This is a genomic window from Haloarcula sp. Atlit-120R (assembly GCF_003665885.1).
GTDB lineage: Archaea > Halobacteriota > Halobacteria > Halobacteriales > Haloarculaceae > Haloarcula > Haloarcula taiwanensis.
Genome location: NZ_QPLN01000001.1, coordinates 257,201 through 283,671 on the forward strand (window position 1 = coordinate 257,201; position 26,471 = coordinate 283,671).

The window sequence follows — 26,471 nt, forward strand, 5'->3', positions numbered from 1 at the left end:
GACAGCGATAGCAGCACGCGAGCACCACAGCGGTTAGGTCGCGGGCGCGCGTGGAGACTGATATGACCTGCATAGGGTTTCTCTCGGTCGCACCGGTCATCGAAGGCAGCATGTCCTCGTACGTCGCCGACGCCGTCGCGGCGCTGGAGGCGTTCGACGTCGACTACGAGACGACGCCGATGGGGACTATCATCGAAGCGGAGGACAGCGAGGAACTGTTCGCGGCCACCCACGCGGCTCACGAGGCCGTCGGCGAGCAGACCGACCGCGTGAGCACGTTCCTGAAGATCGACGACAAGCGGACTGTCGACCAGCAGGCGCGGGACAAGGTCGACGCCGTCGAGGAGCACCTGGGTCGGGCGGCCAGAAGCGACGCGGCCGAAGGCGGAGACTAAAGGGAAGGGTACCAAAGACGGCGTATGGACAGTCTCAATCGGATGGCCACGGAACTCGTCGACGAGGCCATCGACTTTGCCGATGAGCTCACGATAGACGTACACGCACTGGAAGGCGACGCCGCGGTGCTGGACTTCGGCGTCGAGGTTCCCGGTGCTGTCGAAGCTGGCATGTTGCTCGCGGAAATTCAGACAGCCGGGCTGGCGACGGTCCAGTCCACGATGGACACCGTTGGCGGCGCACCGTTGAACCACGTCGAGCTGTCGACAGACCACCCGGCACTGGCCCTGCTGTGCTCGCAGAAGGGCGGCTGGGAACTGGCCGTCGACGGCTTCGAGGCGCTCGGGAGCGGCCCGGCACGCGCGCTGGTCGCCGAAGAGGAGGCGTTCCAGCGTATCGGCTACCGGGAGGACGCCGACTTCGCTGTGCTGGCCCTTGAGACCGACGAACTGCCGGACGAGGACGTTGCGAGCCAGGTCGCCGAGCGCACCGGCGTCCCCGAGACCGGCGTGTTCCTGCCGTCGTTTGCGACAGCGAGCGTGACCGGGAGCGTTGTCGCCGCGGCGCGGGCCGCCGAGCTGGCCGTCTTCCGGCTGGCCGAGCTTGGCTTCGATCCGGTGTCGGTGCTGTCGGCCAGCGGCCGCGCGCCGGTCGCGCCGGTCGCCAGTAACGAGGCGACCGCGATGGCTCGGACCACAGACGCACTCGCCTACGGCAGCGAGGTGCATCTCACCGTCGACGAGTCCTTCGACCGCTTCGACGAGGTCCCCTCCGTCGCCGCCAGGGAGTACGGCGAGCCACTGGAGGGCGTCTTCGAGGACGTGGACTGGGACTTCGCGGAGCTTCCCGTCGAACTGTTTGGCCCAGCTGCCGTCACCATCGACGTTGTCGGCGGCGACACGCACGTCGTCGGTGAGACGAGCGAGAACGTGTTAGCCGAGAGCTTCGGCCTGTAATCGGGTATGCGCTACAAGGTCGCGCCGCCGGCCCGATCGCGTTCGTTTCTGGACACGGCGAGAAAGGCGATTCCGCTGGTCCCCGACAGCGAGGCCGACTGCTGTCGAGCGATACAGACAGGAACCGACGTATCCGACCGCGAAACGGCACAGGAGTACCTGGTGTTCCTGCAGGCACTGGGACTGGTCGCCGAGAGCGAACGAGGTTACTACCGGACGAGGACTGATCCCGACCGGGCGGCCCTTGCGACAGCCTTCGAAGAAGCGGTTTTCGGTGTCGACGTGCTCCTCGCTGCTCTCGATTCAGAGGGCGTAGATGCCGATGCTGCGTTCGAGGCGCTTCGGGCTGAGATTCCTCGCTGGGAGCGCGAGCGGCACACCGATTGGGAGGCCGTCTGGCGAGAGCGGACGACGAGTCTGTTGGATTGGGCCGTGCTGTTTGGTCTCGCAGAAAGAGCGGATGACGACTACAGGTTACTGACCGGAGACAGCGCAGACCGGTGAGAGGACGATAGAGACGGCGGGGCGCTACTCTGCCGGGTCGGTGTCGGTGACGGTGCCCACACCCTTCGAACTGCCCTCGCGGAAGACGAACTTCTGGCCCTCCTCGATAAGATAGGAGCGGAACTTAAAACTGATCCGGGCCTTGCCGGCGTCGCCCGGGAGCAACTGCCCGCCGTCCGGATAGAAGGCTGCGGCCTCGCTGACCGTTTCGAGGTGGACTACGGGTTCGTAGCCGTCACCGATGCGGGTCGGGTGGTTCAACACCATCACCTCGGCCTCGAACTCGCGGACCGGCGACGGGTCTGCGTCGCTCGGGAGCAGGACCATCCCACGCTCGATGTCTGCCTCGCGGACGCCCTTCAGCGCAATGCCGACGATGCGGCCAGCCTTGGCCTCGTCGACCCGGTGGTAGTGCATCTCGATGGAGCGGACCTCGACCTCGCGGAAGCTCCCGTCCTGCATCGGTCCGAGAAGCAGTTCGTCGCCCGCCTCGACCGCGCCGGACTTGATGGTACCCGAGGCGACCGCGCCGACGCCCTGGACGTTGTACGTCCGGTCGACGTACATCCGGAAGTCGCCCACTTCGCCGGCGGTTTTGGGCAGCGCCTCGAACATCTCGTCAAGGTCGTCCAGCCCCTCCTTGGTGACGGCGCTGGTGGTGATTACCGGCACGACGGTCTCGGAGATCTCGTTTATAGCCGTGTCCACGCCGTGGCGCTCGACCCGGAGCGGCGTCTTGTCGACCTCTCGCAGTGCCTGCTCGACGGCGCGTTCGACCTCGGCGACCCGCTCTTGCTCGACGAGGTCGGTTTTGGTAATGGCGACAATCGTCGGGAGGTCCGTCGCCAGCAGGATACCGAGGTGTTCTCGCGTCGTCTCTGTCACCCCGTCGTCGGCCGCGACGGTCAGGAGGCCGTAGTCGAGTTTCTGGCCGACGAGGCCGCGAATCGTCGTCCGAAGCCACGGCTCGTGACCGACAGTGTCGACGAAAGAGACCAGTCGGTCAGACTCCTCAACGACGCGAGCGCGGTCGTCCTTCCGATGTGGGTTGTCCATGCGGATCGGCTCTCCGTCGTCGTCGAAGCCGTAGACGCCGTAGGAGAGGTCCGCCGACAGTCCCCGCTCGACTTCGTGAGGCTGGACATCCAGAAAACCGCGGGTCCCGCCTTCGCCGTCGTCGGCGTCACCGGTGACCAGCGACCCCACGAGCGTGGATTTGCCGTGGTCGACGTGCCCAGCAGTTCCGACGACGATGTGGTCGTCGTCCGCGAGGACCGACCCCTCGGAGACCGTTGCCACACCCACGATGCCGTCCGTGTCGGTCGACCCGTCGTCCGAGATGCCATCGACGCCCCATGTTTTGACATCCTCGATGTGTGCGCCGGCCTCTTCTGCCAGCAGGCTGAGTACGTCCATCGACTCGGAAAACTCCGCCGGCGAGATGCCTGCGAGACCACCGTCGTCGGTGACCCCGACGACGTACGTCGCCTCCCCATCCCCGGAGAGAACGCGGTGGCGCAGCTGCGCCGCGAGAGATTCGAGTCGCCCCTCGGACAGGTGGAGGTTCTCGGTGAGCCGTTCTTTGAACTCGACGCTGCCGCCCTCACGCTCGCCGCGGTCAAGCGCACGCCGGAGGACAGCCCGGTCGGGGCTCATATCCCCTCGTTACCGTGGGGCAGACATAAGCCTTCCCCGGATTTACGGCTCTAGAGCCCTCCTGAATCCGGTGGCTGAGTGTATCTCTCACAGTAGCGCTCGGACGGATATTTATACGCAAGGACGCGGCCAGCACGGGCCATGAACTGAGCCGCCACGCGGGGTTCGCGGTTGCGTGACGCCGCTCCGTGTGCTAGCTGGTGTCGATGGCGTCACCTGCTTGCCCATTCGGACAGGGACTGGTCAGACCGTCGGTCATGCGACCGTCACTCCCGGTATGGCGCGACCGCTTCGAGAAAGCCGTCGCCGTAGCTCCCGCTGGTCACTCGGTCGGCCCGTTCGAGTGCCGTCTCATCGGCATTAGCAACAGCAACAGCCTCGCCGGCCAGGTCGAACATCTGGGCGTCGTTTACCGAGTCGCCGACCGCCAGAAACTCGGCCGGCTCCAAGCCCAGTTCTGCACACACCGCTTCAAGACCGGTCCCCTTGTCGACGACCGGGTCCGTCACGTGGTAGGCGAAGCCGGTGTCGAGGACGACGAGCCCGCGCGCCGAAGCCAGTTCCTCCAGTGGTTCAAGCGGCCGATCGCGCGACACGACGAGTTCCGTCTCGCGCCATCGGTTTGCCAGATCGACCTGCCCGAAACCGAGGTCGTGGCCCAGATCGCGGTAGGCCTCGCCGACCGCTAACGCCGCCTCGTGGTCGCCTTCCAGCCTGAGTTCGTCGCTCGCTTCGACGAACACGACGCCGCCGTTCTCGGCGACGACTGTCCGCTCGATACCCAGAAACTCACAGAGGGCAATCGGGAACGGCATTGCCTTACCGGTGGCGATGACGACGCGTGCAGGCCACTCGCGGAGGACTGGCATGACGTGGGGGTCGATTGCGCGGTTCTCGTCGGTCAGTGTCCCGTCGATGTCGACAATGAGGGGCGGCGTGTCGGTGTCCATACGTTCCGGTTCGGAGCACCGCTTATGGAAATTGCGGTCAGTCGTCGGTCAGCGTCTCGTAGGCTGCCTGCACCTGCTTGAATTCCCGTTCACTCCCGCTGTCGGTGTCGGGATGGACCTCTTTGACTTTCTCCCGGTAGGCCCGCTTGATGGAACTCTGGTCGGCATCCGGGTCGAGGCCCAGCCGTCGGTAGGCCTCCGCCGGACTCGGTCCCGACGACTGAACGCGCTGTCGGCGCTGCCGGCCGCCCGCTGTCTGGCGTCGTTGGCGCTGGCGTCGCTGGCGGCGACGCTGGCCACCCTGACTCGCCTGTGAGCGGCGTGCTCGACGACCGTCTCGCGGTGGTTCCCACTCCTCTCGTGGCCCGGCTCCGAACCCGCCGCGACGGGCGTTCCCCGTGTTCTGTGCCGCCTGTCGCTCAACCCGTTCGTAGAGGCTTGCCGCCATTTTCCCGCTGAGGTGGTAGTACATGAAATACGTCGACACCCCGAACATGAGCGCCAGAAAGAGCACCGCAGGATTGATTACGAGGCCCACCGCCGTCAGGACGACTGTCAGGCCTCCAAACACCACTGCGATTCCCTTGGTGAGCCCATCGTACTGCACGCGTTCTTCTTCGGTCCACAGACCTGTAAGCGTCCCGCCTCTCGCCTGTCAATCAGTTCGCTCTCGGACTCTATAGCGGACACGTTCCAGAAGAACCAAGAGCAAAACAGCGAACATGCACGCGATATCGACAACCGCACGGACTGACAGGACTGATTTGGCAAAACCGCACTAGGGCGGAGGGCCTAACACAGTCTTATAACCTCCCCACGTACCGTTAGTGAGCGGCTGTCACAACGCGCAAACCCCCCGCCTGTTTCTACTGGATATCTCGGTCACGTCTGGTGGTTCACGAGGACGGGTTTTCACTTTCACCTCGGTCTAGACAGTATTAAGAAGAATCGACGGCATCTATTCCGTTGTACGCGGCTATCGTTTCACGCGTCACCAGCACAGTTCGTCGAGCACCGTAGCCGCGACTCCGGAGCTTGCTACGGCCGCCACCGAATCGCAGACAAGAAGGATTAAACGCTATCGATGAATACGTATTCGCCGCCAGAAATGACAGGATCACGGGTAGCTACGACGAGGGGTATCGACCGACAGACGGCCGCTGTCGGGAGGAGGAGCGGGCGATGAGTAACAGCGACCTTTCCGCCGACGAGATCACGCTCCCGATCAAACGTACCGACGGTGACACGATCGAAGAGCGACTCACAGGCAACGCCTACCACAACATTCTCCCGGCTCGCTACCTCCGGAAGGATGCCAACGGTGACCTCATCGAGGAACCCGAAGACCTCTTCGACCGCGTCGCCAAGAACATCGCGCTCGCCGAAGCAGTGTTCGAGGCCAACAAGCAAGACATCGACGTATACGTCTCGCCGGACCAGTTGAAGCCCGACCACCCGCGCCGCGACGAGCTCGCCGACGAGGTGTTCGGCAAGGGCACGTCGGTCGACGACGATGTCGAGACCGAACTCTCTGTTTACAACGTCAACAAGTTCGCTTACGAGACGATTGTGCCGGAACTGCCCGAGGGCGTCCGCGAGCATGTCAAAGCAACCGCCGACGCCTTCCAGGAGCAGATGGAACAGCTTTCCTTTATGCCGAACTCGCCGACGCTGATGAACGCCGGCGACGAACTCCAGCAGCTCTCCGCCTGTTTCGTCGACTCACCAGCTGACGACATCGACGACATCCACCAGACCGCCAAGGAGGCCGCACAGGTCTTCCAGTCCGGCGGTGGCATGGGCTATGCGTTCTGGAAGCTCCGCCCGTACGGCGACCCCGTCGGCTCCACCGGCGGCATCGCGTCCGGCCCCATCACGTTCATGCGGACCTACGACCAGATGTGCGAGACCATCGCGCAGGGCGGGGCTCGCCGCGGCGCACAGATGGGCGTCATGCGCGTCTCCCACCCGGATGTCATCCAGTTCATCCACGCCAAGAACAAGGACGTCTCGCTGGCCGAGACGCTTCGCCTGAACGACCCGGACGACTTCACGCACAACTCCTTTGCCGAGGCCCTGGAAGAAGCACGGGAACTCATTGACGACGACGGAAAGGTGCCAAAGCACCTCCGCAACGCCGTCGAGGGCCACCTCTCGAACTTCAACATCTCCGTCGGGGTCACTGACGACTTCATGGAGGCGCTGAAAGCCGGCGAAGAATTCACCTTCACCAACCCGCGGACCGGCGAGCCTCACATCGTCACCGAAGAGACGAAAGAACTGTACGACATGTTCGGCCTCGGCGAGCACGTCGAGGTCGGCGAGGAGCTCTCGATTCCGGCCGAGGAGCTCTGGGACGACATCGTCGAGGGCGCTCACGAGAACGGCGAGCCCGGTGTCATCTATCTCGAACGGGTGAACAAGCAACACTCCTTCGACGTCGAGGAACACCCCGACCACGAGATTCTCGCCACGAACCCGTGTGGCGAACAGCCCCTCGAAGAGTACGAGGCCTGCAACCTCGGGCACATCAACCTCTCGACGCTGGCTGCCACGGACGCGCCGGACTGGCGCGTCTGGTCGGACCGTCACGCTGACGAATACGACTCGATTGAAGCGGCTATCGACGCGTTCCTCGAGGAAGCGATCGACTGGGACGAGTTCGACCGACGCATCGAACTCGGCACCCGCTTCCTCGAAAACGTCGTTACGATGTCCGACTTCCCGGTCGAGAAGATCGAGCAGAAGGTCCGGGAGATGCGCAAGATTGGCCTCGGTATCATGGGCCTCGCACAGCTGTACATCCAGCTCGGCGTCGCCTACGGGACCGAGGAGGCAAACGAGATCGCCCGCCAGACGATGCGCCACATCAACCACGGGTCCAAGGCTGCGAGCCACGAGCTTGCGACCGAGCGCGGCACCTTCGAGGAGTGGGACAACTCTAAGTACGCGAACCCGACGGACTACCCCGACTGGTTCGAGAAACAGACCGGCGAGGACGCCGAGGATTGGGCGGACGGCTACCCGATCCGCAACCACAACACCACGACCATCGCCCCGACCGGGACGACCTCGATGATCGGCAACACCACCGGTGGCTGTGAGCCGATCTACAACGTCGCCTACTACAAGAACGTCTCCGACGACGTGCAGGGCGACGAGATGCTCGTGGAGTTCGACGACTACTTCCTCCGCGCACTGGAGGACAACGACATCGACGTCGAGGCCGTCAAGCAGGAGGCCCAAGAGCAGATGGCCAACAACGAGTTCGACGGCGTCGACGGGCTGACGACTGTGCCCGACGCCATCGGCGAGCTGTTCGTCACGACTGGCGACCTCTCGGCGAAGCAGCACGCGGGTATCCAGGTGGCCTGTCAGGAGGGCGTCGACTCCGCCATCTCGAAGACGGTCAACGCCCCGAACGACTCCACGACCGAGGACGCAGCCGAAGTGTTCGAGTACATCTACGACCACGGCGGCAAGGGCGTCACCTACTACCGCGACGGCACCCGCAGCAAGCAGGTGCTGACAACGCGCGCCCAGAACACGGAGTTCTCGGACATGGACGCCGAGGAGGTCGTTGCCCAGATAGAGGAGGTCTTCGGCGGCATCGAGGGCTTCCTCGAAGACGAGGCTGTTCAGGCCGCCCTCGACGACTCCGTCGAGGAAATCCTGAGTGTCGCCGACGGCGACACCGACGCCGAGTTCGCCAAGAAGCAGACCCGGCCGGACGTGCTCCATGGCGTCACCCAGCGCATCGACACCGGCTACGGAAAGCTCTACGTCAACATCAACGAGGACCCCGAGGCCGACCGGCCGTTCGAGCTGTTCGCCAACATCGGCAACTCCGGCGGCTTCACCGCCTCCTTCACCGAGGCGCTGGCAAAGACCATTTCGACGGCGCTGCGCTCGGGCGTCGACCCCGAGGAAATCGCCGACGAACTGCAGGGCATCCGGTCGCCGAAGGTCGCCTGGGACAAGGGCGAGCAGATACAGTCTATCCCGGACGCCATCGGCACCGCCCTGCGTCGCTACCTCGACGGCGACGTCGACAAGGCCTATCCCGACCAGACCACGCTGGAGGAGACGGCCGAGAAGGCCGAAGGCGAGACCGAACCCGCCACACAGACCCAGACCGACGGCGGTGCGGCCGCCGCAGCCGACACGAGCGGCGACCAGCAGGACATCATCGACGCCGGCGAGAGCCCGGAATGTCCTGACTGTGGCTCGCTGTCGCTGTACTACTCAGAGGGTTGCAAGACCTGCGAGTCCTGTGGCTGGTCCGAGTGCTGACCGTCTCAGCCTGAGAGGCGGCTCTGTCATTCGCCGCGCTTGAAGCCCGTTCTTTTCACGTTCGCTGACTCGCCGAGGACCGGCTACCGGAACTCGGTCACGTCGTACACGCCGGTAATCGTCGTTTCCTCGACGGCTGCGGTGATTTCTGTCCCTTCTTCAGCCGCCGAATCTGCGACGAGCGTGACTGGTTCGATGGGCTGGCGGCGAAGAAAGGCTGCAATCCGTTCGAGCCACGACGGCGTCCCACCCTTCCGGCAGACGATAACGTAGCGCGATTCGGCGAGCGACGCCATCTCAGGTTCGAAGTCGTAGTCCTCGTGATCGGCCGGCGGGACGACGTGAATGACCTCGCCGGCAATCGTCTCGTCCATACACACGATAGCGACTACAGCGGTATGTGCCGCTCGCTTTGCATTACGAGTACTGCTTCGACACCCAGCCCGAGGCACCGCTGGGATAGGAGTCAGTCTCCTCCTCGGGCTGTACCTCGCCGCGTTGGTCGACCATCCGGACGACGACGGTGTGGCCGCCGGACGGCGGGTCATAGGTATGTTCCCACTGTCGCCATGCGTCCTCGGCGGGGCCGTCGCCGCTGGCGGCCGGCAGTTGGTCCGAGAGCGTTGCGTCCGCCCACGTCTCGCCGCCGTCGGTGGAGACCTCGACGCGCTGGACGCCGCGCAGGCCGGCGTAGGCGGGGCCGCCGATCCGCCGCCGGCCGTCGGAAAGCATCGATTCGTGGTGGAGTTTGGCGACCGGATTCACCGGCCCGGTCCCCTGCCAGCCGCGTTTCTCCCAGTAGCCGTCGGCCTCCTCGTCGAGAATTTCGATCTCCGAGAGCCACTTGACGTTGACCTCGCCCCAGTGGCCGGGGACCAGCGCCCGGACGGGGTAGCCGTGGCCGCGCGGGAGTATCTTCCCGTTCATTCCGTAGGCGAGCATCCCGCCCCGGAGCGCGTCGATGGGGAACTCCTCGTAGTAGTCGTCTTCGGCCCGGAGCATCACACACTCACAGCCGCTCTGGACGCCGGCTTCTTCGAGCAGGCTGTCGACGGGAACGCCGGTCCATAGCGCGTTGTCTATCTTGTAGCCGTTCAGACTCTCGCCGACACAGCGGAGCGTGATGAACCGGTTTTCGGCGTCCATCTCCAGGATGTCCCCGTAGTCGAGCGTGATCTCCTCTTCGACGGCACCAGTGATAGAGAGCGACCAGTCCGCGGCCGAGATCTGCGGGTCGATGGAGTTGATATCGACCTCGTAGAAGTTCTCGCTGACCAGTGGGTCTATGTCGCCAAAGCCAAGCGAGGACTCCGCGGCGACGGCGAGCTTCTCGTCGACATCGTCGAGGTCTGCCCCCGGCGCATTCAGTACGGGCGCGTCGTCACCCGTCGCGGCGACCGAACGCCGGTTACCAGCCGTGTAGCCGACCGTTGCCGCGGCGACAGCCGCACCGACCGTCGAGAGCGCCCGCCGTCGTTTCGAGGATATCGGCGACACCGAGCCACTGAGTCCGTCAAGGAGCTGCGCAAGGCCGACGACGGCGGCGGCGGGGACCGCCGGGCCAGCGGCAAGGACGACTTCGCCGGTGAGAACGACGCTGACAACCCAGGTGACGACAGCCGTTCCGACAACAGGGAGGGCGCGGTTATTCGCCAGTTGCCCGATGAGGATGGCTGCCCTGGCCGCCAGTGCGATGAACAGCCCAGCGAGCGCGATGGCGAACAGGAGATTCAACTGTTGGCCGAGACTGCCAAGCGACGAGATGGCGGTCGAGACGATGATGCCGGGCATCGACCGTGCGAGCGTCCGTTCGATAGGCGAGGCGATGAACGCAGGTGCGTAGCCAGTGACCGCGTAGGAGCCGGCCAGGCCCGCGACGGCTGCAACGACACTGACCAGCAGCCGCCCGCCGGGAGAGTCGAGAAGGTCGTCAGTCATGGCTGCACTGACGGTCTACCCGGCAAAAGAGATTGTTCCAATTTCACCCAGATTCCGTTCCGAAACTCCGGAAGACACAAGCGAGCGGGGTTGGTCTACGGAATCATGGACGAGCAGCCCGGCGGTCGGCCCTGCCCGCTCTGTGAACGGGCGATGTACCACCGACACTGCAAGTACGTCTGTCCGGAACACGGGGTCGTGTACGACTGCGCCGACACGTTCTACTGACGAGACGCTCACGGGTTTATTAGCTTGGAACAATGAAAAGAGTGGTATGAGTGGTCACGGGGAGGAGATTTCGGTGCTGCACGTCGACGACGACCCCGACCTCGGTGACCTCGTTGCGGTCCATCTGGAGCAAACGCACGGCGACATCTCTGTCTGTACCGAACGAAGTGCGGCCGACGGGTTAGCGCGACTGTCTGAACACGCGTTCGACTGTGTCGTCAGCGACCACGACATGCCGGGCATGGACGGACTCGAGTTTCTGAGAGTCGTTCGCGAGGAGTACGAGGAACTCCCGTTTATCCTCTTTACTGGCAAGGGAAGCGAGGAAATCGCGAGTGACGCGATCTCTGCCGGCGTCACCGAATACCTGCAGAAGGGAGTCGGAACGGACCAGTACGCCGTGCTCGCGAACCGTATCGAGCGGGCTGTGGGGGAACGACGGGCCAAGACCGCGCTCGAAGAGTCTGAGCGGATGCTGTCGACGCTCATCTCGAACCTTCCGGGAATGGTGTATCGCGCGCGGAACGAACCCGATTGGCCAATGGAGTTCGTCAGCGACGGTGCAGCGGAACTCGTCGGCTACAGTTCGGCGGCGCTCGAGAGTGGCGACGTTTCTTGGGGCACGCTCATAGAGGATTCCGAGACAGAGCGTCTCTGGGAGACAGTCCAGACCTGTATCGCCGCCGACGAACCGTTCGAAGTCTCCTACCAGATTGAGACGGCCGACGGTGAGACTCGCTGGATGTGGGAACGCGGGCGTGTCGTCGACACTGACGACGACGGCGTCGAAATCCTCGAAGGATTCATCACCGACGTGACCGCACGCGAGGAGCGCGAACGGGAACTCGCGGATCAGCGGGCATTTACCGAGAAGCTCATCGACTCTATCGACGATATGTTCTACGTGGTCGCTACCGACGGGAGCCTGGTCCGATGGAACGACACCGTCCCGTCGGTGACCGGGTACACCAACGAGAAATTAGCGTCGATAGGAATTGACGAGCTCATTGTGGACACTGACCACGACAAACTGTGGCGGATATTCGAGGAGACGCTGGAGACCGGGTACGGAACCATCGAGGCAGGTGTTGAAACGGCTAACGGCGAGCAACTCCAGTATGAGTTCAAGGGCTCGCTCATCGAGGACGAGCGCGGTGACCCGTTCGGGATTGCCGGGATCGGACGGGATATCACCGAGCGGAAGCGTCGAGAGCGGGCACTCAGAGAGTATCGCACGCTAGTTGAAAACGTCGGAGACCCGATGTACGTCCTCGATAGGGACGGGACCATAGAGATGGTGAACGAGGCGATGGCCGTCCATCTGGGGTACGACCGCTCGGAAATCATCGGCTCGAATCCGGCCCGGTTCATGCCCGACGCGGACGTCGAGGAAGCGGCAGACCTCATTCGTGACCTGCTCGACGACGAGCGAACGTGGGCGTCCTACGAGATGCGGACGATATCGGCTGACGGGACGGTTCGGATCAACGAAGACAGGATCGCCCCACTGTTCGACGAGGATGGAACCTTCGACGGCTCGGTCGGTGTGATGCGTGAAATAACGGATCGAAAGCAGCGCAAGCGGGAACTCGAACGCTACGAGACGATTATCGAGGCCGTCGGCGACCCGGTGTACACCCTCGACGACGAGGGCGTGTTCACCTACGCGAACGAGGCGATAGAGCGACTGACGGGCTTCGAGCCGGATACCCTCATCGGTGAACACATCTCCACGATTATGGCTGGTGATGACATCGACCGCGGTAGCGACCTCATCCGGACCATGCTATCCGAGCCGACCCGGCAGAACGTGACCTTCGAAACCGATATCGTCGACCAGGACGGGGAGCACACCCCTATCGAGATTCACATCGCGTTACTTCCGGCAGCCGATGGAGAGTTCAACGGCACGGCGGGCGTCATCCGCGACATCAGCGACCGGAAAGAGAGAGAGCGACAGCTCGCGGAGTTCGCCTCCGTCGTGAGCCACGACCTCCGGAACCCGCTGAACGTGGTCAAAGGGCGGATATCGGCCGCTCGGACGTCGGGCGACGTATCGCACCTCGAAGCGGCGGAGTCCGCGGCCGACCGGATGGACGACCTCATCAACGACCTGCTGACCCTCGCCAGACAGGGCGAGACGGTCGGTGAGACGGCGATGGTGGATCTCACCGCTCTCGCTGGGCAGGCCTGGGCCGATGTCGAAACAGGCGAAGCCAAGCTGGAAGAGCACGGAACGGCGACGGTTGAGGCCGACGCGGCACGGCTCCGGACGGTGTTCGAGAATCTGTTCCGAAACAGTGTGGAACATGGGTCCACGAGCAGTCGGTCAGGGACCGACGGCGGCGTGGAACACGGGGCCTCGACGGATGATGCCGCACCGATAACGGTCTCCGTCGGGACGACAGACAACGGTTTCTACGTCGCCGACGACGGAGCCGGAATCCCGCCGGAGGAGCGACAGGACGTGTTCGGCCGCGGCTACACCACGAGCGACACGGGGACCGGCTTCGGGCTGGCAATCGTCACCGAGGTTGTGCAGGCTCACGGCTGGTCGGTGTCGGTGACAGAGAGCGAAAGCGGTGGCGCGCGGTTCGAGTTCACGACGAGTTCTGAGCGTTGACGTGGCGATAGGCCGGTCCCGCAAGCACCAACACGGCCAGCGCCGCCGAAAACAGCAGGACGTGCGGGAGCGCGTCGATAGTGAGGCCGGTGAGCGTCAACGACCGCAGCGACGCGCCCGCAGTGACCTCGACGGCAACCCACGGAATCTCTCCGAGAAAGGTCCCGACAGCGAACGAACGCGGCGAGACGCGGGCGAACCCGGCCCCATAGGACACGGGGTCCGCGGGAACCGGTGAGAGCCGCGCTGCGAGGACGCCCCGCATCTCGCCGGTTACCTCGATGATCCGGCGGCCGGAGTCGCCCAGCCAGCCGAACATCCCGCCCTGTTCACCAGCCCGGAGCGCGAACCGGTAGGGAATGAGGCACGTGACGAGTGCCCCCATCAGCGCGACCGGGAAGCCGTACTTGATGCCGAGGACGAACCCGACGAACGCGGACAGCGGCATCGTGGGCCACGCAAAGAACGGGCGGATGAGATACAGGCCGACGATGACGCCCGCGAGGTAGACAGGGTGGTCGGCCAGGTGCAGCATCTGAGCTACCACCCGCTCGGGCGTGAGCAGCGTCGTCGCAATGGCGACGACTCCCACCAGCCCAGCAGTCCCGACCAGCTGTCGCTTCGCGAGGCGGTCCATCTACCCAATTGAGCGGCAGCAATCGACAAACGCTTTGTGGTATCTTTTACGTTGTTCGGGGTTGAATCGGTGGTTGTGTCCGAGACGCGAGACCCGGTCGAACTCGGCGTCGAACTGCTCGCCCATCTGGAACACGGTGAGCTGTCCGTCGCTGACGCCCTCGACCGTATCGAGACGGTGACGACCAACCCACAGGTCCAGCGCGAGATACTCGATACCGCCGTGATGCGGGGCCTCATCGAACGCGAGAACGGTGTCGTCCGCCCACGGTCACAGGGGTCGTACGTGAACTTCGACAGTGACGTGGTCGTCCGGGAAGGAGAGTTCTCGTGTCAGCGCTGTGGTGCAGCTATCAACACGGGTCACTTCGTCCAGTTCGACGGTGGCGAACTGGGCCCGTTCGGGTCGACGTGTATTCGGAAAGTGTTAGGGCGGGAGTAGCGGAGCGGTGGCCGCGACAGAGGCCACGGCGTCGGTCAGGCGAGCGGGGAGGAACGACCCGCGAGCAAAGGAGCGACCGCAGGGAGCGACCCTCGTTGATGCGAACAGCGACGCAAGGAGCCGTGAGCATCGCAATCTTAGGGGACGGTCCTGATTCTGTGACTGGGACGGTACGGCCTGCAGGTAGCGAGGTCGGGGCTGCACCCACGACTTCATTAGCCAAGCGGCCTCAGAAGTACAGCCCCAGTCAAAACAGACGACTCAGCGGCCTTGCCGGAGTTCCTTGATGAGCTGTTTGATTGTTCGCTCTTGCTTTTGGAGCTGTTCGTTCTGGGCCTCGACAGCAGCGGTCAGTTCGGCGACCTGTGCTTCGAGTTCAGCGATATCGGGGTCTGCAGCGGTGTCCGGCTCGACCGAGTCGGTGTCTATGCCTGCTGTGCCAGTGGATCGTGTCTCGGTCGTGGCTTCGGCGGTAGTTCCCTGCTCACTGGTCGATTGGGTCGCGGCCTGCGTGCTGGTGCTCGCAGATGCAGTCTCGGACTCATCACTGCCCTCCTCGTCATTGCTCACAAGGGGGTCGATGCCGGATTCCAGGCCGAGCCCGTTGCCACCTTCGTCTGCACTCTCGTCTGGGTCGGCCCCGACTTTGGTGTTGAGGTCGGCAAGCGAGTCGACGTCGTGGTACGCGAAGAGGGCCTCTTCGAGCGTTTTCCGGACCATCGGTGCTTGCTCGGACGGAGCCTTGATGCGCTCCGGTCGCTCGTTAAACGAGAGCACGACCGCCGTAGCGACGCTGCCCTCTTCGAACTCAAGGCCGGTCACGTCGTCGAAGGAGAACGCTTCGTAGTCGGCATCCCAGGTGACGTTACCGATGTGCTTGAGCAACTGGCGGTCGGTAACCACCAGCGTGAGTTCGCTGAACCGGAACACGCCGGCGAGACTCTCGTCCGGGGCAATACCGCCCGAGACGGCGAGCTTGCCTTCGAGTAGCCGTTCGAGGACGGCGTCGCTGCGGTTGCCGGGAACGGACAGCTCAAGCTTCTCACCAGTGTAGATGAGCGAGAACTTGGTCTTTCGCCGACCGGCCGAAACCGTGAGCCGTTCGAAGTCGTGTGGATAGCTGGCGACCTTCTCGTCGCTGAGAAGACCCTCACCGCGGTAGACGAGCGTCCGGGTCGGTGTGAAACAGGCCGCGTCTTCGTCGCCGAGGTTGACACCGCCCCGGATCTCCTCGTCCCCGAGTTCCTGCTGGACGAGGTCTGGTATCTCCATACTGGCTGCATACCTGCGTGATGGCTTAAATCCGCGGGTCGAGTATCAGCGACGATGCGCCCACGCAGCGTGGGACTGTGCCACAGTCCCGGTGGAGATGAGAACCTTCAAGACGGCTAACGGCCAACGGCTGAATGCACCCGCGCCCGGGTGGCTTAGCTGGACATAGCGCCGCACTCATAGGGTCTCTCGACTCATGCGGCAGTGCAACCCGTCATGACCCCGGGGCGCTCGTCACGCCCCAGACCTGGGCCATGCGGAGATCGAGGGTTCGGAGCCCTCCCCGGGCACTACTCTGAAACTTTACATACCCATCGGCAGAACCGACATAGAGACACCTCGCTGACCGGTCAACGCGGCGATGAATTATATAACGCAATAGATAGTTCTTCAGATACTCCAGCGGAAACGGTGGGGTGTCTGTCATGAGCGGGCGCTCGTACTCCGGTGACCCGCTTGATGGCACCGTTCAGTACCTCACCGAGCGGCCGGAACTGGACGATACCGGTGAGACCATTGATGTCGTCGATGACCGTCTCGATGCCAAGGGCGAGGCAACGGTCGAGAATGTCCCGGTTCCCGACGATGGAAGTGAACGGTCCGATCCGGAGGGACAGACAACCTTCAAGGACTGGAGGTGGTTGGCGTGACCGACCTGTCGTTGCGAGAGCGCATCGAGAGCTACCTTCAACGCAACCCCGACGCCAGTACGGTCGCCATCGCTGGGGCACTCAGCGAATCGCCCACCGCAGTCGCGGAGGTCCTTGACGAGGATCCCCCTCATTCAGAGCAATCTTCAAGTAACGATACCGGCGATCGCTTAAGCAAGTCACCACTACGGCTGCAACGAAGCCCCGAGTGGGACCGCTGGACCGACGCCAGCTGGGCAGACCCAGAGGCAGACATCTACCCAGCAGCGCTGCTTGCCCGCGAACAGTGGATGGGCCATCAGGACAAGAAACCGTTCGCCCCGTGGGGTGACAGTGACGCCCCTGCCGAGTGCGGCGAGGACGGCCACGATACGGCGGCGACATGTGACTGCGACGCCCGCTACAAGTGGGGCTACGACGGCAACTACCTCGACGGCGAGGGTATCGCGATGGCCGAGGTCGACCCACGGCTCGACGGTCGGGCGTTCCTGCAGCAGCCCGATGACCCCTTCGCTTACGTCGACGGCGACGACGTCCGTGACCCAGAGACCGGCGACGTCCACCCGGCGTTCATCGCAATCCTCGAACAGTTGGGGCTGACCTACGCGGACATCTCTCAGTCTGGCAGCGGGGCCCACGCCATCTACCGTGGGGAACTCCCCGAGGGCGTCAAGGAGGCATCGTGGCAGATCGACAACGATCCGTGGGGCGGCAACGATGACCTTCCGAGTATCGAGATCTACGCCCGCAAGCGCGTGTGTGTGATGACCGGCGACCACGTCACGGGCACGCCGACTGAGGTTCGTGAGTGGAACGGCGATGTCCTCGAAACCCTCGTCGAGGCCAACGACCCAGTGGCATCCAGCCAGCGCGACCGCGTTGAGGACGTCGACGCCGCTCGCGAAAAGTTCGACAGTTCCGACTACGAACCTACGGCGACATCGACGGACGAGGCGACGACTGATATCCGAGACATCTTCCACGCCCTGGACCGCCTCGACGCCCAGCGCGTCGCCGAAGCTACGATCGTCCACCGGTGGAACGACTCAGCGTCGACGAGCGATGGCGAGCGTGCCTTCGCACCGACCTGGGGACCCAACAGCAACGGGACGGCGAACATCGTCAACGACCAGCGCTGGATGGACACCGGCGACCGTGGCGGCTACGGTGGCCCCGTCGTGATGGCGCTCATCGACGCCGGCGAACTCCGACCGGAGCAGGCTGCCGGTGGCGTCTCCGGTGCCGACTGGTGGACTGGCGTCGAGCATCTTCGTGAGCTCGGTTTCGACATTCCTGAACTCGAAGACCACTATGACCCCGAACAGACCAGCGGCGGTATCTCGGAACACTGGCCCATCGAGGAGTGCGAGCCACCGGGTCTGGACCGCCAGTCGGTCACACCCGAGGAACGCTGGGATGAGCTTCAGGGTGAGCGCTTCGAGGAGTTCGTCGACGCCGACGGGCCCGTCGCCTGGGCTGATGACCCCGGCAACGGCAAGACGACCAACGCTGCCATCGGCGCCGCAAAGCGGGATCGGCCACACGCTGTCCTCTTCGACAAGCACCAGAAGGCCCGGGAGTTCATCGAGGACGACCCGACGGCTGACGACTATTACCACCTTCGTGGTGGTGCTCAGAAGCGCGGCGATGTCTGCATGGACGTCGACCACGACGACAGCAGGGACATGTGCCCCGAACACGGGCACGTCGCCGACTGCCCGCACATGTGCCCCATCTACGACTTCGCGACAGACCACGAGGGGCGCAAACGCTACGAAGCGCTGGCTGGCGAGCTCGGACCGGTCAAGGCCCACCAGATACTCGCCGACGAACTGCCGGGCCACGACGAGCACGGCCACTGCCCGTGGCTCGACCAGTTCGACAAGCTGTCCAGCGAGGACCGCATCGTCGGTGTCCACCAGTACCAGCTCCTGAAGACAGTCCAGCGCCGCGGGTCCGATGGCCCGCAGCGAGACATCCTCATCGACGAAAGCCCGGACTCTCTCCGGTCGGACCGTCGCGTCACCGTCGAGGACCTGGCCCGTGTCGGGAACGCGCTGGAGGGGATGGTCTCGAACGCGCCCGAGGGCTACCGGGATGCGCTCGGCGAGTTCGCTCGCTTCTCGCGAGACCTCGTCGACGCCATCACCGATCCCGACGCCCCAGACGAGCTCGCCAACCTAGACGCGCCAGCGGTCGACAGCGATACTATCACTCGCGAGGTTGACATCGACGATCTCCCTGACAGTGTCGATGAGGCCGATGTCGAAACGAAGACCGTCCGAGAGCCTCGTGGGATGCCGGGTGAGGGGTACAAGAACGTCGAGAAGCCTGTCATCGAGGAGACGATGCTCGAAGAGTCCCTCGCCCGGTGCAAGGTCCACTACAACGAGACTCTCATCGCACGGATGCGCGATGACCGCTGGTCTGGGACACCACTTGTCTTCGACGCGCTGCTTGCCGCCGCTGCGGCGGCCGGCCTTGATGAGGAGAGCTGTCGGCAGGCCATCGCCGTCCCGACAACGCTGGACAACTGCCCCTGGTGTGCGTCCGATATCGTCTTCGACAACGGCGCTCGCCACTGCGAAGACGAAAGCTGTGACTGGCACGAGGACGAACACAACATCACCCGTCGAGATGGTCCCACGGCCCGGGCGCGCGCCGAGCTCGACCTCGAACCCGATGAGGCTGGCCAGCCTCAGGGCATCTTCTACGAGGAGCTTCCGCGGCCGACTGACCTCCCCGACTCGCCGCTCATTCTCGACGCGACGACGACAAAACGGAAGATAGCCGGGCTCTACCAGACGCCCGTCGACAAGGTTCTCGTCACTGGCGACGAGCCACAGTCGTTCAATCTACGAGCGACGCAGGTCTTGGACGGCCAGTACCACGCGGGGACCATCGACGACAGCGGGTCTCTCCAAGAGCGTATCCAGCGAGTCATTGATACTGCCGCCGATGTCCACCAGTCACCGTTGTACGTCGTCAAGCGCAGCCTCCAAGCGCACTTCGAGTTTCCCGAAGGCGCGCCGGTGCTGCACTACCACGCTGCGCGTGGACTCAATTACAACGACTGCGATGCCGTCGTCGCCATCGGTGCTCCACACCCGAAGGTCGAGGATCTCCAGCGTGAAGCCGAACTGCTCGCGATGGATCACCCAGATCTCGCCGCCGGCGGGACCGAGTATTCCACCCGTACTGATACCCGTGATCCCGTCTACCGGAAGCTCCACTTCGAGGACGGCGCTGGTCAGGGCCGGGCCGTCCCGACGAAGCACTTCAGCGGGCTCACCGGTGACCTGTTCGAGGAGAGCCGCTCGAAAGAGTTGACTCAGGTCATCCACCGCACTCGGCCTGTGCTGGCCGATGAAACCAAGCATGCATACCTGCTGACGAACGTTCCAACCGACGTCCCCATCGACGAGGTTGCGTCGTTCGACGAGCTCGCCGATCCGCTCGAAGCGATGCTTCCGGTCCCCGAAGGGGCCATCGACCTCTTGGAGGCCGTCGACGACGTCGTCCGCGGCGCCGGTCCCGATGGGTTCCGTGCTGATCGGCTCGTCGACGAGCGTGACGACGGCACGATCTCGAACCGAGTCGAGGGCTACCACCGGCTGGCCCAACTGTCAGGGCTCGATGTCACCCAGCGGACGGTCTACAACTGGGTCCACGCTCTGGAGGACGTGGGCCTTCTCAACCCCGAGCGGTACGAACAGCACGCTGGGGTTGCTTACGCTATCGATTCTGCTACTTTGAAATCAGCGTTATCAGTACTATCCAGTAACGGGAGTTTCAAAGTAGCAGCAAAGCGGAAGCTGAGGGTGCTACTGGCCGAATCGGAATCTGGTCTCGACTGGCTGGAGTGGGCCCAACGCGTCTTCGAACTCCACGGTGAGGAATCGGGGGCGGTATCCCTCGGTGGAGGTGCCTCGTCGGCGTGACTGGCCCTGAGTCGGGACGGTTCGATGACCTCCCGCCCAGTGCCAAGTACGTCTACCGTGTTCTCGACGAGGAGGGGCCGCTGTCTCGCAAGGAGCTACAGGAGGAGACACAGCTCTGCGAGAGCACTCTCGACGACGCTGCCGAAACTCTCGAAAAATGCGACTTTATACTCAGGGCCCGCGATACCGACGACCTCAGACAGGTAGTCATGAAAACCGTGACTATGCGGACGTATAACCCCTCCCGGAAGTGATATAGTAGCGACTGCTCCCAGCCGCTCTACACCGGCGGTGACCCCACCAGCCATGTCTATCCAGTTTTCACCCACCGCGAGCATCGCGACCGACGATGTCGACGTTCCCGAGCAGCCGGGCGATGTCTTCGAAACACTGGTCGCCGATCCCGAGCTCTGCTGCCAACAATGTTACCGGCGCATTCGGGCCCGACACAACTTCGACCATTTGTCGGGCCGTCGGTGGGGCGATATCCTGAGCTTCGTCGACTACGACCTGCCTGAAGGCGAGCCCCGGTGGAACACCTCAGACCGCGAGTACCATGAACAGGCGCAACTCGCCGATCGGACTGAGCACGCGAACCCACCGGGCGACGACCTTGACTCGGGCTCGGCCTGCTCGTTCTGTGGCGCCATCGACTCGCACCGATCGCCGTCGACGCGGTCGCGTAGCGAGGCCCTGGAGGCGGCGGTCGGCATCATCGCGACGCTGACCGAGTTCGGCTGTTCACACGACCCGCTGGCGCTGATCGTCGAGGTCGGCGACCTCAAGCGGGATCCTGATTACGCCGGCGACGATTTCGTGACGTTCCGGACGGCAACCGAGCGGGCCGTTCGGGCCGGGCGTCGGCCCCGATGACCTGCCACGTGTTCTCTACCCCCATTTCCCCCATCCACCGACTGGCAGCGAGGGTCCGCACCGTACGTTAACCGGTCGGCCTCAGCTTGTCCCTGACGTCGGCCGCCCAGTCCGGATCCGGTGCGCTCGTCCCCCCAACACCACTTTACGAGCGCGGGGTTCGACTCCCCAGCCGGGCCCTCGTTGTGCATGACACCATGTCCACGCCACAACCCTCACTGCTGTCTCGAATCCGACGGAAAGAACAGTTTCACGAACTCCTCCTCGCCCACGCCATCACCCGGCGCTGGGGGCTAAGCCTCCCAATGTACAGACTCGTCAAGGCTCTAAGCGAGCTACTCGTCGTCGCGCTGTGTATCATCGCGCTGGTCACAACCTCTGTAAAACCGGAGCTGGCACTCATCGTCGCAGGTGTCGCTGTCGTCGGGGCCGAGTTCGTCGAGAGCTATCTTGCCGGCGCAGAAGACGTCGACGTCGAGGCCGTCGTCGAGGCGGCCCGGCGTCTCGACAACGAACAGGGCGACGACTGATGCAGCGTCCCCAACGACCGTACCGAGCGCTTCGTGCGTTCGTCGGGACGGTCGTTCTGCTTGTGACGTTCGGCCTCTGGGCCTACGGACAGCTGTCCGGCCAGCCCCTGAGCACGCTCTGGGACGTCGTCGCGCTGGCCATCGTCATCGCCGCCGGCTACGCCGTCTTCGGCAAGCGCACGTTCGGGGCTGCCCTCGAGGAAGCCCAGGACGTCCAGGGTGGCGATGACGACGACCAGTCGTGATCCTGACACACGTATCGCGTCACGACATGCCTTCGAACCGCCACCTGACTGCCCCTTTTAAACTATAATACTGCTGCCGACACTGCACGACAGATTTCCATCATGAGTTCACGAGACCGCCGGGTACAGATCGCCCTGAAGTGGAAGTATCTCGACAATCTCAGCGTCGCAGAGATTCGGGACCGCTTCGAAGAGGAGGGCATCGGCTCGTACACCCGGTCGACCATCCGGGACTACCTCAACGAGAAGCCGAAGGAAGAGGTCATCGAGGCGATCGAGAAGCGCCACGCGGACATCCGTCTGCAGGCGGCCGACCGCTTCGAACGACTATACCAGGAAGCTCGCGAGGACCTCGAACTCGCCGTTGAGGACGAGCCGGTCCTCGCGATGGTCCCGAAACAGGACCGCCACACTGGCGACGGCGAGCTGCGTGTCTCTGACTGGGAGCGCGTCCCGCCTGGTGACGACCGCCGGCCCGAGTGGGCAAGCGAGCGGGACATCATCATCGAGTTCACCGACGACGTCCGCTACATTGAGCCCGGCGACGAGTATCCCGTCGGGGCCGAACGAGGCCGACTCCCAGAGTACCGCAAGGCGATGGCCGGCCTCCAGCGCGACGAACCCGACCCGAAGAAGCGAGCGATGGCACGCAAGGAGATGGCCGCTCACCTGCACGAGAAGGCGGACGTCCTCGGCGTCTACACGACGGACATCAACATGAACGTCGACGGCGAGTTGGACACGACCGTCTCGCTCGACGAGGAAGCTGCGGCGACGATCAGGGAGGCGACGCTCGACGATGAGTAGTACTGCCGACGCCAGCACGACCGAGGTCGACCTCTCCCGGGCAGAGATCCGCGCTGCTTACAACCCGTTCGAGCATGGGTGCTGGTTGGACTTCGCGAACAAGCTCACGCAGGGCTACATGGACGCGGAGTACGACGACTGGGCCCCACTCGGCGGGCATCACTCCGAGTGGCTCCGACACCTCGCCGGCGAGGCCGACGTCAACGGCGACCTCGCGCTCCTGTGTCACCGGGACGGGCTGAAGACGACGATCATCTCGGCCTTCGCGATTGCCTGCATGGAGTACCTCGACGGCTACCGCGTCATCTGGACGATGAACACGCAGGAGCAGGCCTACGAGAAGGCCGATCGCGAGCTGAACAAGTTCATCGAGCGGAACCCGTGGCTGGTCAACCTCAACAAGCCGCGGGAGACGGACAGCAAGAAGACCAAAGAGTTCGCGAACGGCTCGTCGCTGACGACGGGCTGGTTGAAGGGATCCATCGAGGGGGCCCGTGCCCACCTCTTGATTCTGGACGACATCATCTCCGAACAAGGCGACGGCCCGACCGAAGGCGTCCTCAACTGGGTCGACGGCGTCGCCCAGCCGATGGTCAAGGACGACGGTCGCACCGTGATCGTCGGGACACGCAAGCGACCGGACGACATCTACAGCCACTATCGAGACTACGAGGGGTACTCGCTGCGAGAGTTCCCCGCCATCCTCGACACATGGGACCAGAAGTATCGCGAGGACGACGACTGGCAGGCCCGCCGGCCCGACGAAGACCTCTACACCGAGGTTGACAACCCGTGGGGCGGTGGGACGCTCCAGCTGCTGTGGCCGGAGGCTCGGGGTCCAGAGTGGCTGGCGAACAAGCGCTCGAAGATGGCGGACTACCTCTTCTGGCGCGAGTACACGCTCACGATCCAGGGGGCCTCGGGCAACCTCATCGAAGAGGAAGACGTCAACCGCCTCGTCGACGACGGCGGCTGTTCTATCCGGGGGCAGGAGCCGCCCCACCGTCTTACACCCGGCGCCGGCGAGGCGACGATCGTCGCCCACGACCCGGCTCAGTCTCCGTCGGGAGACAACGCAGCGTTCGTCGCTTTCCGTGTCGGTCGCGATGGACGACGTCGCCTCCTAGACGCCCATGCCGACACGGGGATGCAACCCTCGGCGGTGAAGGCGACGCTCGCCGACTACGACGACCGCTACGATCCGGCGGTGATCGTGATCGAGTCCAACGGGATGCAGCAGTACGTCGCCAACGACGCCCTCGAGTTCTCGGCCTCGCTGCGGAGCAAGGTCACAGGCATCCCGACGACAGGGTCGAAACACAGCTGGGAGAACGGCATCCCGCGACTTCGTCGGCTCGTCGAGAACGGCGGGATCCAGTTCTATCGTGGCCACTCGGGGACCGAAGACTTCGTCCAGGCGGCGATGTCCCTGACGCTGCAGGACGGGAAGCTGCAGGGTCACACGCCAGACCTGATCGCGGCGTGGTACATGGCCGAGCAGGGCATCCGCCGCCTCGAGGGCATGGGCGCGCTCGAAGATGACGCCGGCGACGACAGCGACTCTGGAGTGAGCTACCTATGACATCAGACGACACCACGAAGGTCAACGTCGAGGGGATTGGCGGCGACACGACGCTGTCGAAAGCCGCGAACAGCCAGCAGCTTTCGGACAGCCGGATCCACTCGGTCGGCCACGGCGTCAAGCCGCCGTACAACCCCGACCGGTTAGCGAGCTTCCTCGAACTCAACGAGACGCACGCGACTGCCGTCCGCAAGAAGGCTCGGTACGAGGTCGGCTTCGGCTTCGAGCTCGCCACGCACGCGGACGTCGACATCGACGACGCCGACGATCAGGAACGCGCGGTCGCCCGGTCGTTCTGGCGAGGCCCCGACTCGCGCTGGGAGACCGGCCCGCACCAGTCAGCCGAGCCCACGACGCCTGAGGAGGTGAAGGAACTCGCCCGGCAGGACTACCACTCCGTCGGGTGGTGTGCACTCGAGATCTTGACCGACAGAGAAGGACGGCCGGTCGGCCTGGCCCACGTCCCAGCGAACACGATCCGCGTCCGGAAGCCGCAGTCTCGCTTCGACCAGCCTCGCCACCCCGAGACGGGCAACTTCGTCGACACCGACATCGGACACTACGCCTCCCGAGGCTACGTCCAGGAGCGCGATGGCCGCCGGCGCTACTTTGGCGAGGCCGGCGACCGCCACCGCGGGCAGGAGGTCACCATCATCGACGGTGACGAACCCCGCGTCACCTACACCGACGACGACACTGACAAGGAGCCCATCTTCGTCGACCGGGAGACGGGCGATGTCGCCATCGGTGACGCCGGCGGGCTCGACAACGAGCCGGCGAACGAACTCATTTTCATCAGGAACCCCAGCCCCATCGAGCAGGACTACGGCGTGCCGGACTGGGTCAGTGGGATCCGGACCATCGGCGCTGACGAGGCGGCGAAGGACTACAACCGCGCATTCTTCGACAACGACACGATTCCCCGGTTCGTCATCAAGGTGACCGGTGGCGAACTCTCCGAAGAGAGCAAGAACGACCTCCGGCAGATGCTCCACGGCCTGCGCGAGGAGAGCCACCGGGCAGTCATCCTCGAGGTCGAGAAGTTCTTCGACGGGATGGACGACGACGTCGAGATCGAACTGGAGCCGCTGGGCCAGGGCATCAGCGAGGAGATGGATTTCAGGCAGTTCCGCGAAAAGAACGAACACGAGATCGCCAAGGTGCATGAGGTGCCGCCCATCCTCATCGGCGTCACCGAGACGTCGAACCGGTCCAACTCCCAGGAGCAGGTCGCGGACTTCGCGAACAACGTCATCGCACCGGAGCAGCACAAGTTCAGCCAGCGACTCTACAAGCTCATCCACCAGCAGTACCTCGGCGTCACGGACTGGACCATCGACTACGAACTGCGCGGGGCCGACCGGCCGGGTGAGGATGCGAAGGTCGTCCGCCGGAAGATCCAGGCCGTACGTGGGGCTGTCCCTGTCAACCGGGCCCTGGAGATGATCGGCGAGGAACCGCTGCCCGACGACCATCCCGTCGACGGCCAGACGCTGCTCGCGAACGTCGGCCAGGAGGAGCCAGCCCAGCCGGTCGGCGACGCCGTCCAGCAGACCAGGGCTGAGGCCGCGCCGCCGCCAGGCAACAAGCTCTACGAGCGGGACTGGAGCGAGGTGGAAGCCGACCTCGCGACGAAGGACCCCATCGAGCAGACGCAATTCGACAGCTCAAATCTGGATGAGGGGCTGTACGACTTCGGCGAGCAGGAGCTCTTCCTTTCGTTCGTGCGCGAGGACGGGACGGACTCGCTGTACGTCTACGTCGACGTACCGGCGTCGGAGTGGGCAGGGCTCGTCAACGCATCGAGTCACGGCTCGTACCACTACGACAATATCCGGCTGGAGTACCCCTACGTGGAAATCACCAACTTCCACGACCGGCTGCCCGAGGGTCCCGAGCCGGATCCCGAGGATGTCCCCAACGACGTCCCGGCGTAGCTGACTGACCGA

The 26,471-nt window shown here is 64.1% G+C and carries 23 protein-coding genes and 1 tRNA gene; 17 read left to right on the forward strand and 7 right to left on the reverse strand.

The features are described 5' to 3' along the window. The first annotated feature begins 62 nt into the window (after positions 1-62). The 3 genes from DVK01_RS01370 to DVK01_RS01380 are packed head-to-tail and all read left to right on the forward strand — an operon-like array spanning position 63 to position 1,856. The gene (locus tag DVK01_RS01370) at positions 63-395 is read left to right on the forward strand and encodes an MTH1187 family thiamine-binding protein (protein WP_101350592.1); all 333 of its coding nucleotides are present in this window, start codon (positions 63-65) and stop codon (positions 393-395) included. 24 nt (positions 396-419) lie between these two features. After that, positions 420-1,352: a methenyltetrahydromethanopterin cyclohydrolase gene (gene mch / locus DVK01_RS01375; protein ID WP_121535133.1), complete on the forward strand. Its 933-nt coding sequence runs from the start codon at positions 420-422 to the stop codon at positions 1,350-1,352. A 6-nt stretch (positions 1,353-1,358) separates the two neighbouring features. Next, a complete protein-coding gene (locus DVK01_RS01380; RefSeq protein ID WP_121535134.1) occupies positions 1,359-1,856 on the forward strand; it encodes a hypothetical protein in 498 nt (165 codons plus the stop codon). A 24-nt stretch (positions 1,857-1,880) separates the two neighbouring features. Here the strand turns inward: DVK01_RS01380 and DVK01_RS01385 are convergent, their stop codons facing one another. The 3 genes from DVK01_RS01385 to DVK01_RS01395 form a co-directional block, all read right to left on the reverse strand. Beyond that, complete coding sequence (locus DVK01_RS01385; protein ID WP_101350595.1) at positions 1,881-3,512, reverse strand: GTPBP1 family GTP-binding protein; 1,632 nt, start codon at positions 3,510-3,512, stop codon at positions 1,881-1,883. A gap of 266 nt (positions 3,513-3,778) precedes the next feature. Then, the gene (locus DVK01_RS01390; protein WP_121535135.1) at positions 3,779-4,462 is read right to left on the reverse strand and encodes a phosphoglycolate phosphatase; all 684 of its coding nucleotides are present in this window, start codon (positions 4,460-4,462) and stop codon (positions 3,779-3,781) included. 37 nt (positions 4,463-4,499) lie between these two features. Then, positions 4,500-5,069 carry a J domain-containing protein gene (locus DVK01_RS01395; RefSeq protein WP_101350597.1) on the reverse strand — a complete coding sequence of 190 codons (570 nt, stop codon included), beginning with the start codon at positions 5,067-5,069 and terminating at the stop codon, positions 4,500-4,502. Between the two features lie 575 nt (positions 5,070-5,644). Between DVK01_RS01395 and DVK01_RS01400 the strand changes: the two genes are divergently transcribed. Then, a complete protein-coding gene (locus DVK01_RS01400) occupies positions 5,645-8,755 on the forward strand; it encodes an adenosylcobalamin-dependent ribonucleoside-diphosphate reductase (protein ID WP_121535136.1) in 3,111 nt (1,036 codons plus the stop codon). An 83-nt stretch (positions 8,756-8,838) separates the two neighbouring features. On the opposite strand, the gene DVK01_RS01405 is transcribed toward DVK01_RS01400, so the two are convergent. Both DVK01_RS01405 and DVK01_RS01410 read right to left on the reverse strand, forming a co-directional pair. Further along, entirely contained in the window at positions 8,839-9,129 is a 291-nt protein-coding gene (locus DVK01_RS01405; protein WP_101350599.1) for a hypothetical protein, read from the reverse strand. Between the two features lie 43 nt (positions 9,130-9,172). Next, entirely contained in the window at positions 9,173-10,693 is a 1,521-nt protein-coding gene (locus tag DVK01_RS01410; protein WP_101350600.1) for a sulfite oxidase, read from the reverse strand. Positions 10,694-10,798: 105 nt separating this feature from the next. Here DVK01_RS01410 and DVK01_RS22760 point away from each other — a divergent pair, with 105 nt between their 5' ends. Then, positions 10,799-10,921, forward strand: a complete 123-nt coding sequence (locus DVK01_RS22760; RefSeq protein WP_004591539.1) for an HVO_2523 family zinc finger protein — start codon at positions 10,799-10,801, stop codon at positions 10,919-10,921. A 46-nt stretch (positions 10,922-10,967) separates the two neighbouring features. Further along, entirely contained in the window at positions 10,968-13,544 is a 2,577-nt protein-coding gene (locus DVK01_RS01415; protein ID WP_121535137.1) for a PAS domain S-box protein, read from the forward strand. Here the strand turns inward: DVK01_RS01415 and DVK01_RS01420 are convergent. After that, a complete protein-coding gene (locus tag DVK01_RS01420) occupies positions 13,522-14,181 on the reverse strand; it encodes a TVP38/TMEM64 family protein (RefSeq protein WP_121535138.1) in 660 nt (219 codons plus the stop codon). The two genes, DVK01_RS01415 and DVK01_RS01420, sit on opposite strands and share 23 nt — an antisense overlap. A gap of 51 nt (positions 14,182-14,232) precedes the next feature. Between DVK01_RS01420 and DVK01_RS01425 the strand changes: the two genes are divergently transcribed. Next, a complete protein-coding gene (locus DVK01_RS01425) occupies positions 14,233-14,622 on the forward strand; it encodes a DUF5830 family protein (protein ID WP_101350603.1) in 390 nt (129 codons plus the stop codon). Between the two features lie 261 nt (positions 14,623-14,883). Here the strand turns inward: DVK01_RS01425 and DVK01_RS01430 are convergent, their stop codons facing one another. Then, positions 14,884-15,894 (reverse strand): hypothetical protein, encoded by a 1,011-nt coding sequence (locus tag DVK01_RS01430; RefSeq protein ID WP_101350604.1) that lies wholly within the window; start codon positions 15,892-15,894, stop codon positions 14,884-14,886. A gap of 144 nt (positions 15,895-16,038) precedes the next feature. Here DVK01_RS01430 and DVK01_RS01435 point away from each other — a divergent pair. From DVK01_RS01435 to DVK01_RS01480, 10 genes are all read left to right on the forward strand, one after another. After that, positions 16,039-16,184: transfer RNA gene (locus tag DVK01_RS01435), tRNA-Met, on the forward strand. A gap of 135 nt (positions 16,185-16,319) precedes the next feature. Then, on the forward strand, positions 16,320-16,544 hold the full coding sequence (locus DVK01_RS01440) for a hypothetical protein (protein WP_121535139.1): 225 nt from the start codon (positions 16,320-16,322) through the stop codon (positions 16,542-16,544). Continuing rightward, positions 16,541-20,485 (forward strand): hypothetical protein, encoded by a 3,945-nt coding sequence (locus tag DVK01_RS22050; protein WP_199722305.1) that lies wholly within the window; start codon positions 16,541-16,543, stop codon positions 20,483-20,485. Before DVK01_RS01440 ends, DVK01_RS22050 begins: the two co-directional genes overlap by 4 nt. Then, positions 20,482-20,739 carry a MarR family transcriptional regulator gene (locus DVK01_RS01450; protein WP_121535140.1) on the forward strand — a complete coding sequence of 86 codons (258 nt, stop codon included), beginning with the start codon at positions 20,482-20,484 and terminating at the stop codon, positions 20,737-20,739. Before DVK01_RS22050 ends, DVK01_RS01450 begins: the two co-directional genes overlap by 4 nt. Positions 20,740-20,791: 52 nt before the next feature. Beyond that, entirely contained in the window at positions 20,792-21,358 is a 567-nt protein-coding gene (locus tag DVK01_RS01455; RefSeq protein ID WP_121535141.1) for a hypothetical protein, read from the forward strand. Positions 21,359-21,555: 197 nt separating this feature from the next. Then, the gene (locus DVK01_RS01460) at positions 21,556-21,888 is read left to right on the forward strand and encodes a hypothetical protein (protein ID WP_147435154.1); all 333 of its coding nucleotides are present in this window, start codon (positions 21,556-21,558) and stop codon (positions 21,886-21,888) included. Further along, positions 21,888-22,133: a hypothetical protein gene (locus tag DVK01_RS01465; RefSeq protein ID WP_121535143.1), complete on the forward strand. Its 246-nt coding sequence runs from the start codon at positions 21,888-21,890 to the stop codon at positions 22,131-22,133. Before DVK01_RS01460 ends, DVK01_RS01465 begins: the two co-directional genes overlap by 1 nt. A gap of 102 nt (positions 22,134-22,235) precedes the next feature. Beyond that, positions 22,236-22,940, forward strand: coding sequence for a hypothetical protein (locus DVK01_RS01470; RefSeq protein WP_121535144.1), 705 nt, complete (start codon positions 22,236-22,238; stop codon positions 22,938-22,940). Next, positions 22,933-24,522 (forward strand): hypothetical protein, encoded by a 1,590-nt coding sequence (locus tag DVK01_RS01475; protein ID WP_121535145.1) that lies wholly within the window; start codon positions 22,933-22,935, stop codon positions 24,520-24,522. Before DVK01_RS01470 ends, DVK01_RS01475 begins: the two co-directional genes overlap by 8 nt. Beyond that, entirely contained in the window at positions 24,519-26,459 is a 1,941-nt protein-coding gene (locus tag DVK01_RS01480; protein ID WP_121535146.1) for a phage portal protein, read from the forward strand. The genes DVK01_RS01475 and DVK01_RS01480 overlap by 4 nt, the downstream gene beginning before the upstream one ends. Positions 26,460-26,471 lie beyond the last annotated feature (12 nt).

Bases quoted from the DNA above. Each gene is read 5' to 3' on its own strand.
- DVK01_RS01415 (WP_121535137.1), top strand. From the start codon at position 10,968: ATGAGTGGTCACGGGGAGGAGATTTCGGTGCTGCACGTCGACGACGAC.
- DVK01_RS01370 (WP_101350592.1), top strand. From the start codon at position 63: ATGACCTGCATAGGGTTTCTCTCGGTCGCACCGGTCATCGAAGGCAGC.
- DVK01_RS01390 (WP_121535135.1), bottom strand. From the start codon at position 4,462: ATGGACACCGACACGCCGCCCCTCATTGTCGACATCGACGGGACACTG.
- DVK01_RS01405 (WP_101350599.1), bottom strand. From the start codon at position 9,129: ATGGACGAGACGATTGCCGGCGAGGTCATTCACGTCGTCCCGCCGGCC.
- DVK01_RS01420 (WP_121535138.1), bottom strand. From the start codon at position 14,181: ATGGACCGCCTCGCGAAGCGACAGCTGGTCGGGACTGCTGGGCTGGTG.
- DVK01_RS01380 (WP_121535134.1), top strand. From the start codon at position 1,359: ATGCGCTACAAGGTCGCGCCGCCGGCCCGATCGCGTTCGTTTCTGGAC.
- DVK01_RS01400 (WP_121535136.1), top strand. From the start codon at position 5,645: ATGAGTAACAGCGACCTTTCCGCCGACGAGATCACGCTCCCGATCAAA.
- DVK01_RS01430 (WP_101350604.1), bottom strand. From the start codon at position 15,894: ATGGAGATACCAGACCTCGTCCAGCAGGAACTCGGGGACGAGGAGATC.
- DVK01_RS01480 (WP_121535146.1), top strand. From the start codon at position 24,519: ATGACATCAGACGACACCACGAAGGTCAACGTCGAGGGGATTGGCGGC.
- DVK01_RS01465 (WP_121535143.1), top strand. From the start codon at position 21,888: ATGCAGCGTCCCCAACGACCGTACCGAGCGCTTCGTGCGTTCGTCGGG.
- DVK01_RS01470 (WP_121535144.1), top strand. From the start codon at position 22,236: ATGAGTTCACGAGACCGCCGGGTACAGATCGCCCTGAAGTGGAAGTAT.
- DVK01_RS01440 (WP_121535139.1), top strand. From the start codon at position 16,320: ATGAGCGGGCGCTCGTACTCCGGTGACCCGCTTGATGGCACCGTTCAG.
- DVK01_RS22760 (WP_004591539.1), top strand. From the start codon at position 10,799: ATGGACGAGCAGCCCGGCGGTCGGCCCTGCCCGCTCTGTGAACGGGCG.
- DVK01_RS01385 (WP_101350595.1), bottom strand. From the start codon at position 3,512: ATGAGCCCCGACCGGGCTGTCCTCCGGCGTGCGCTTGACCGCGGCGAG.
- DVK01_RS01475 (WP_121535145.1), top strand. From the start codon at position 22,933: ATGAGTAGTACTGCCGACGCCAGCACGACCGAGGTCGACCTCTCCCGG.
- mch (WP_121535133.1), top strand. From the start codon at position 420: ATGGACAGTCTCAATCGGATGGCCACGGAACTCGTCGACGAGGCCATC.
- DVK01_RS01410 (WP_101350600.1), bottom strand. From the start codon at position 10,693: ATGACTGACGACCTTCTCGACTCTCCCGGCGGGCGGCTGCTGGTCAGT.
- DVK01_RS01460 (WP_147435154.1), top strand. From the start codon at position 21,556: ATGTCCACGCCACAACCCTCACTGCTGTCTCGAATCCGACGGAAAGAA.
- DVK01_RS01455 (WP_121535141.1), top strand. From the start codon at position 20,792: ATGTCTATCCAGTTTTCACCCACCGCGAGCATCGCGACCGACGATGTC.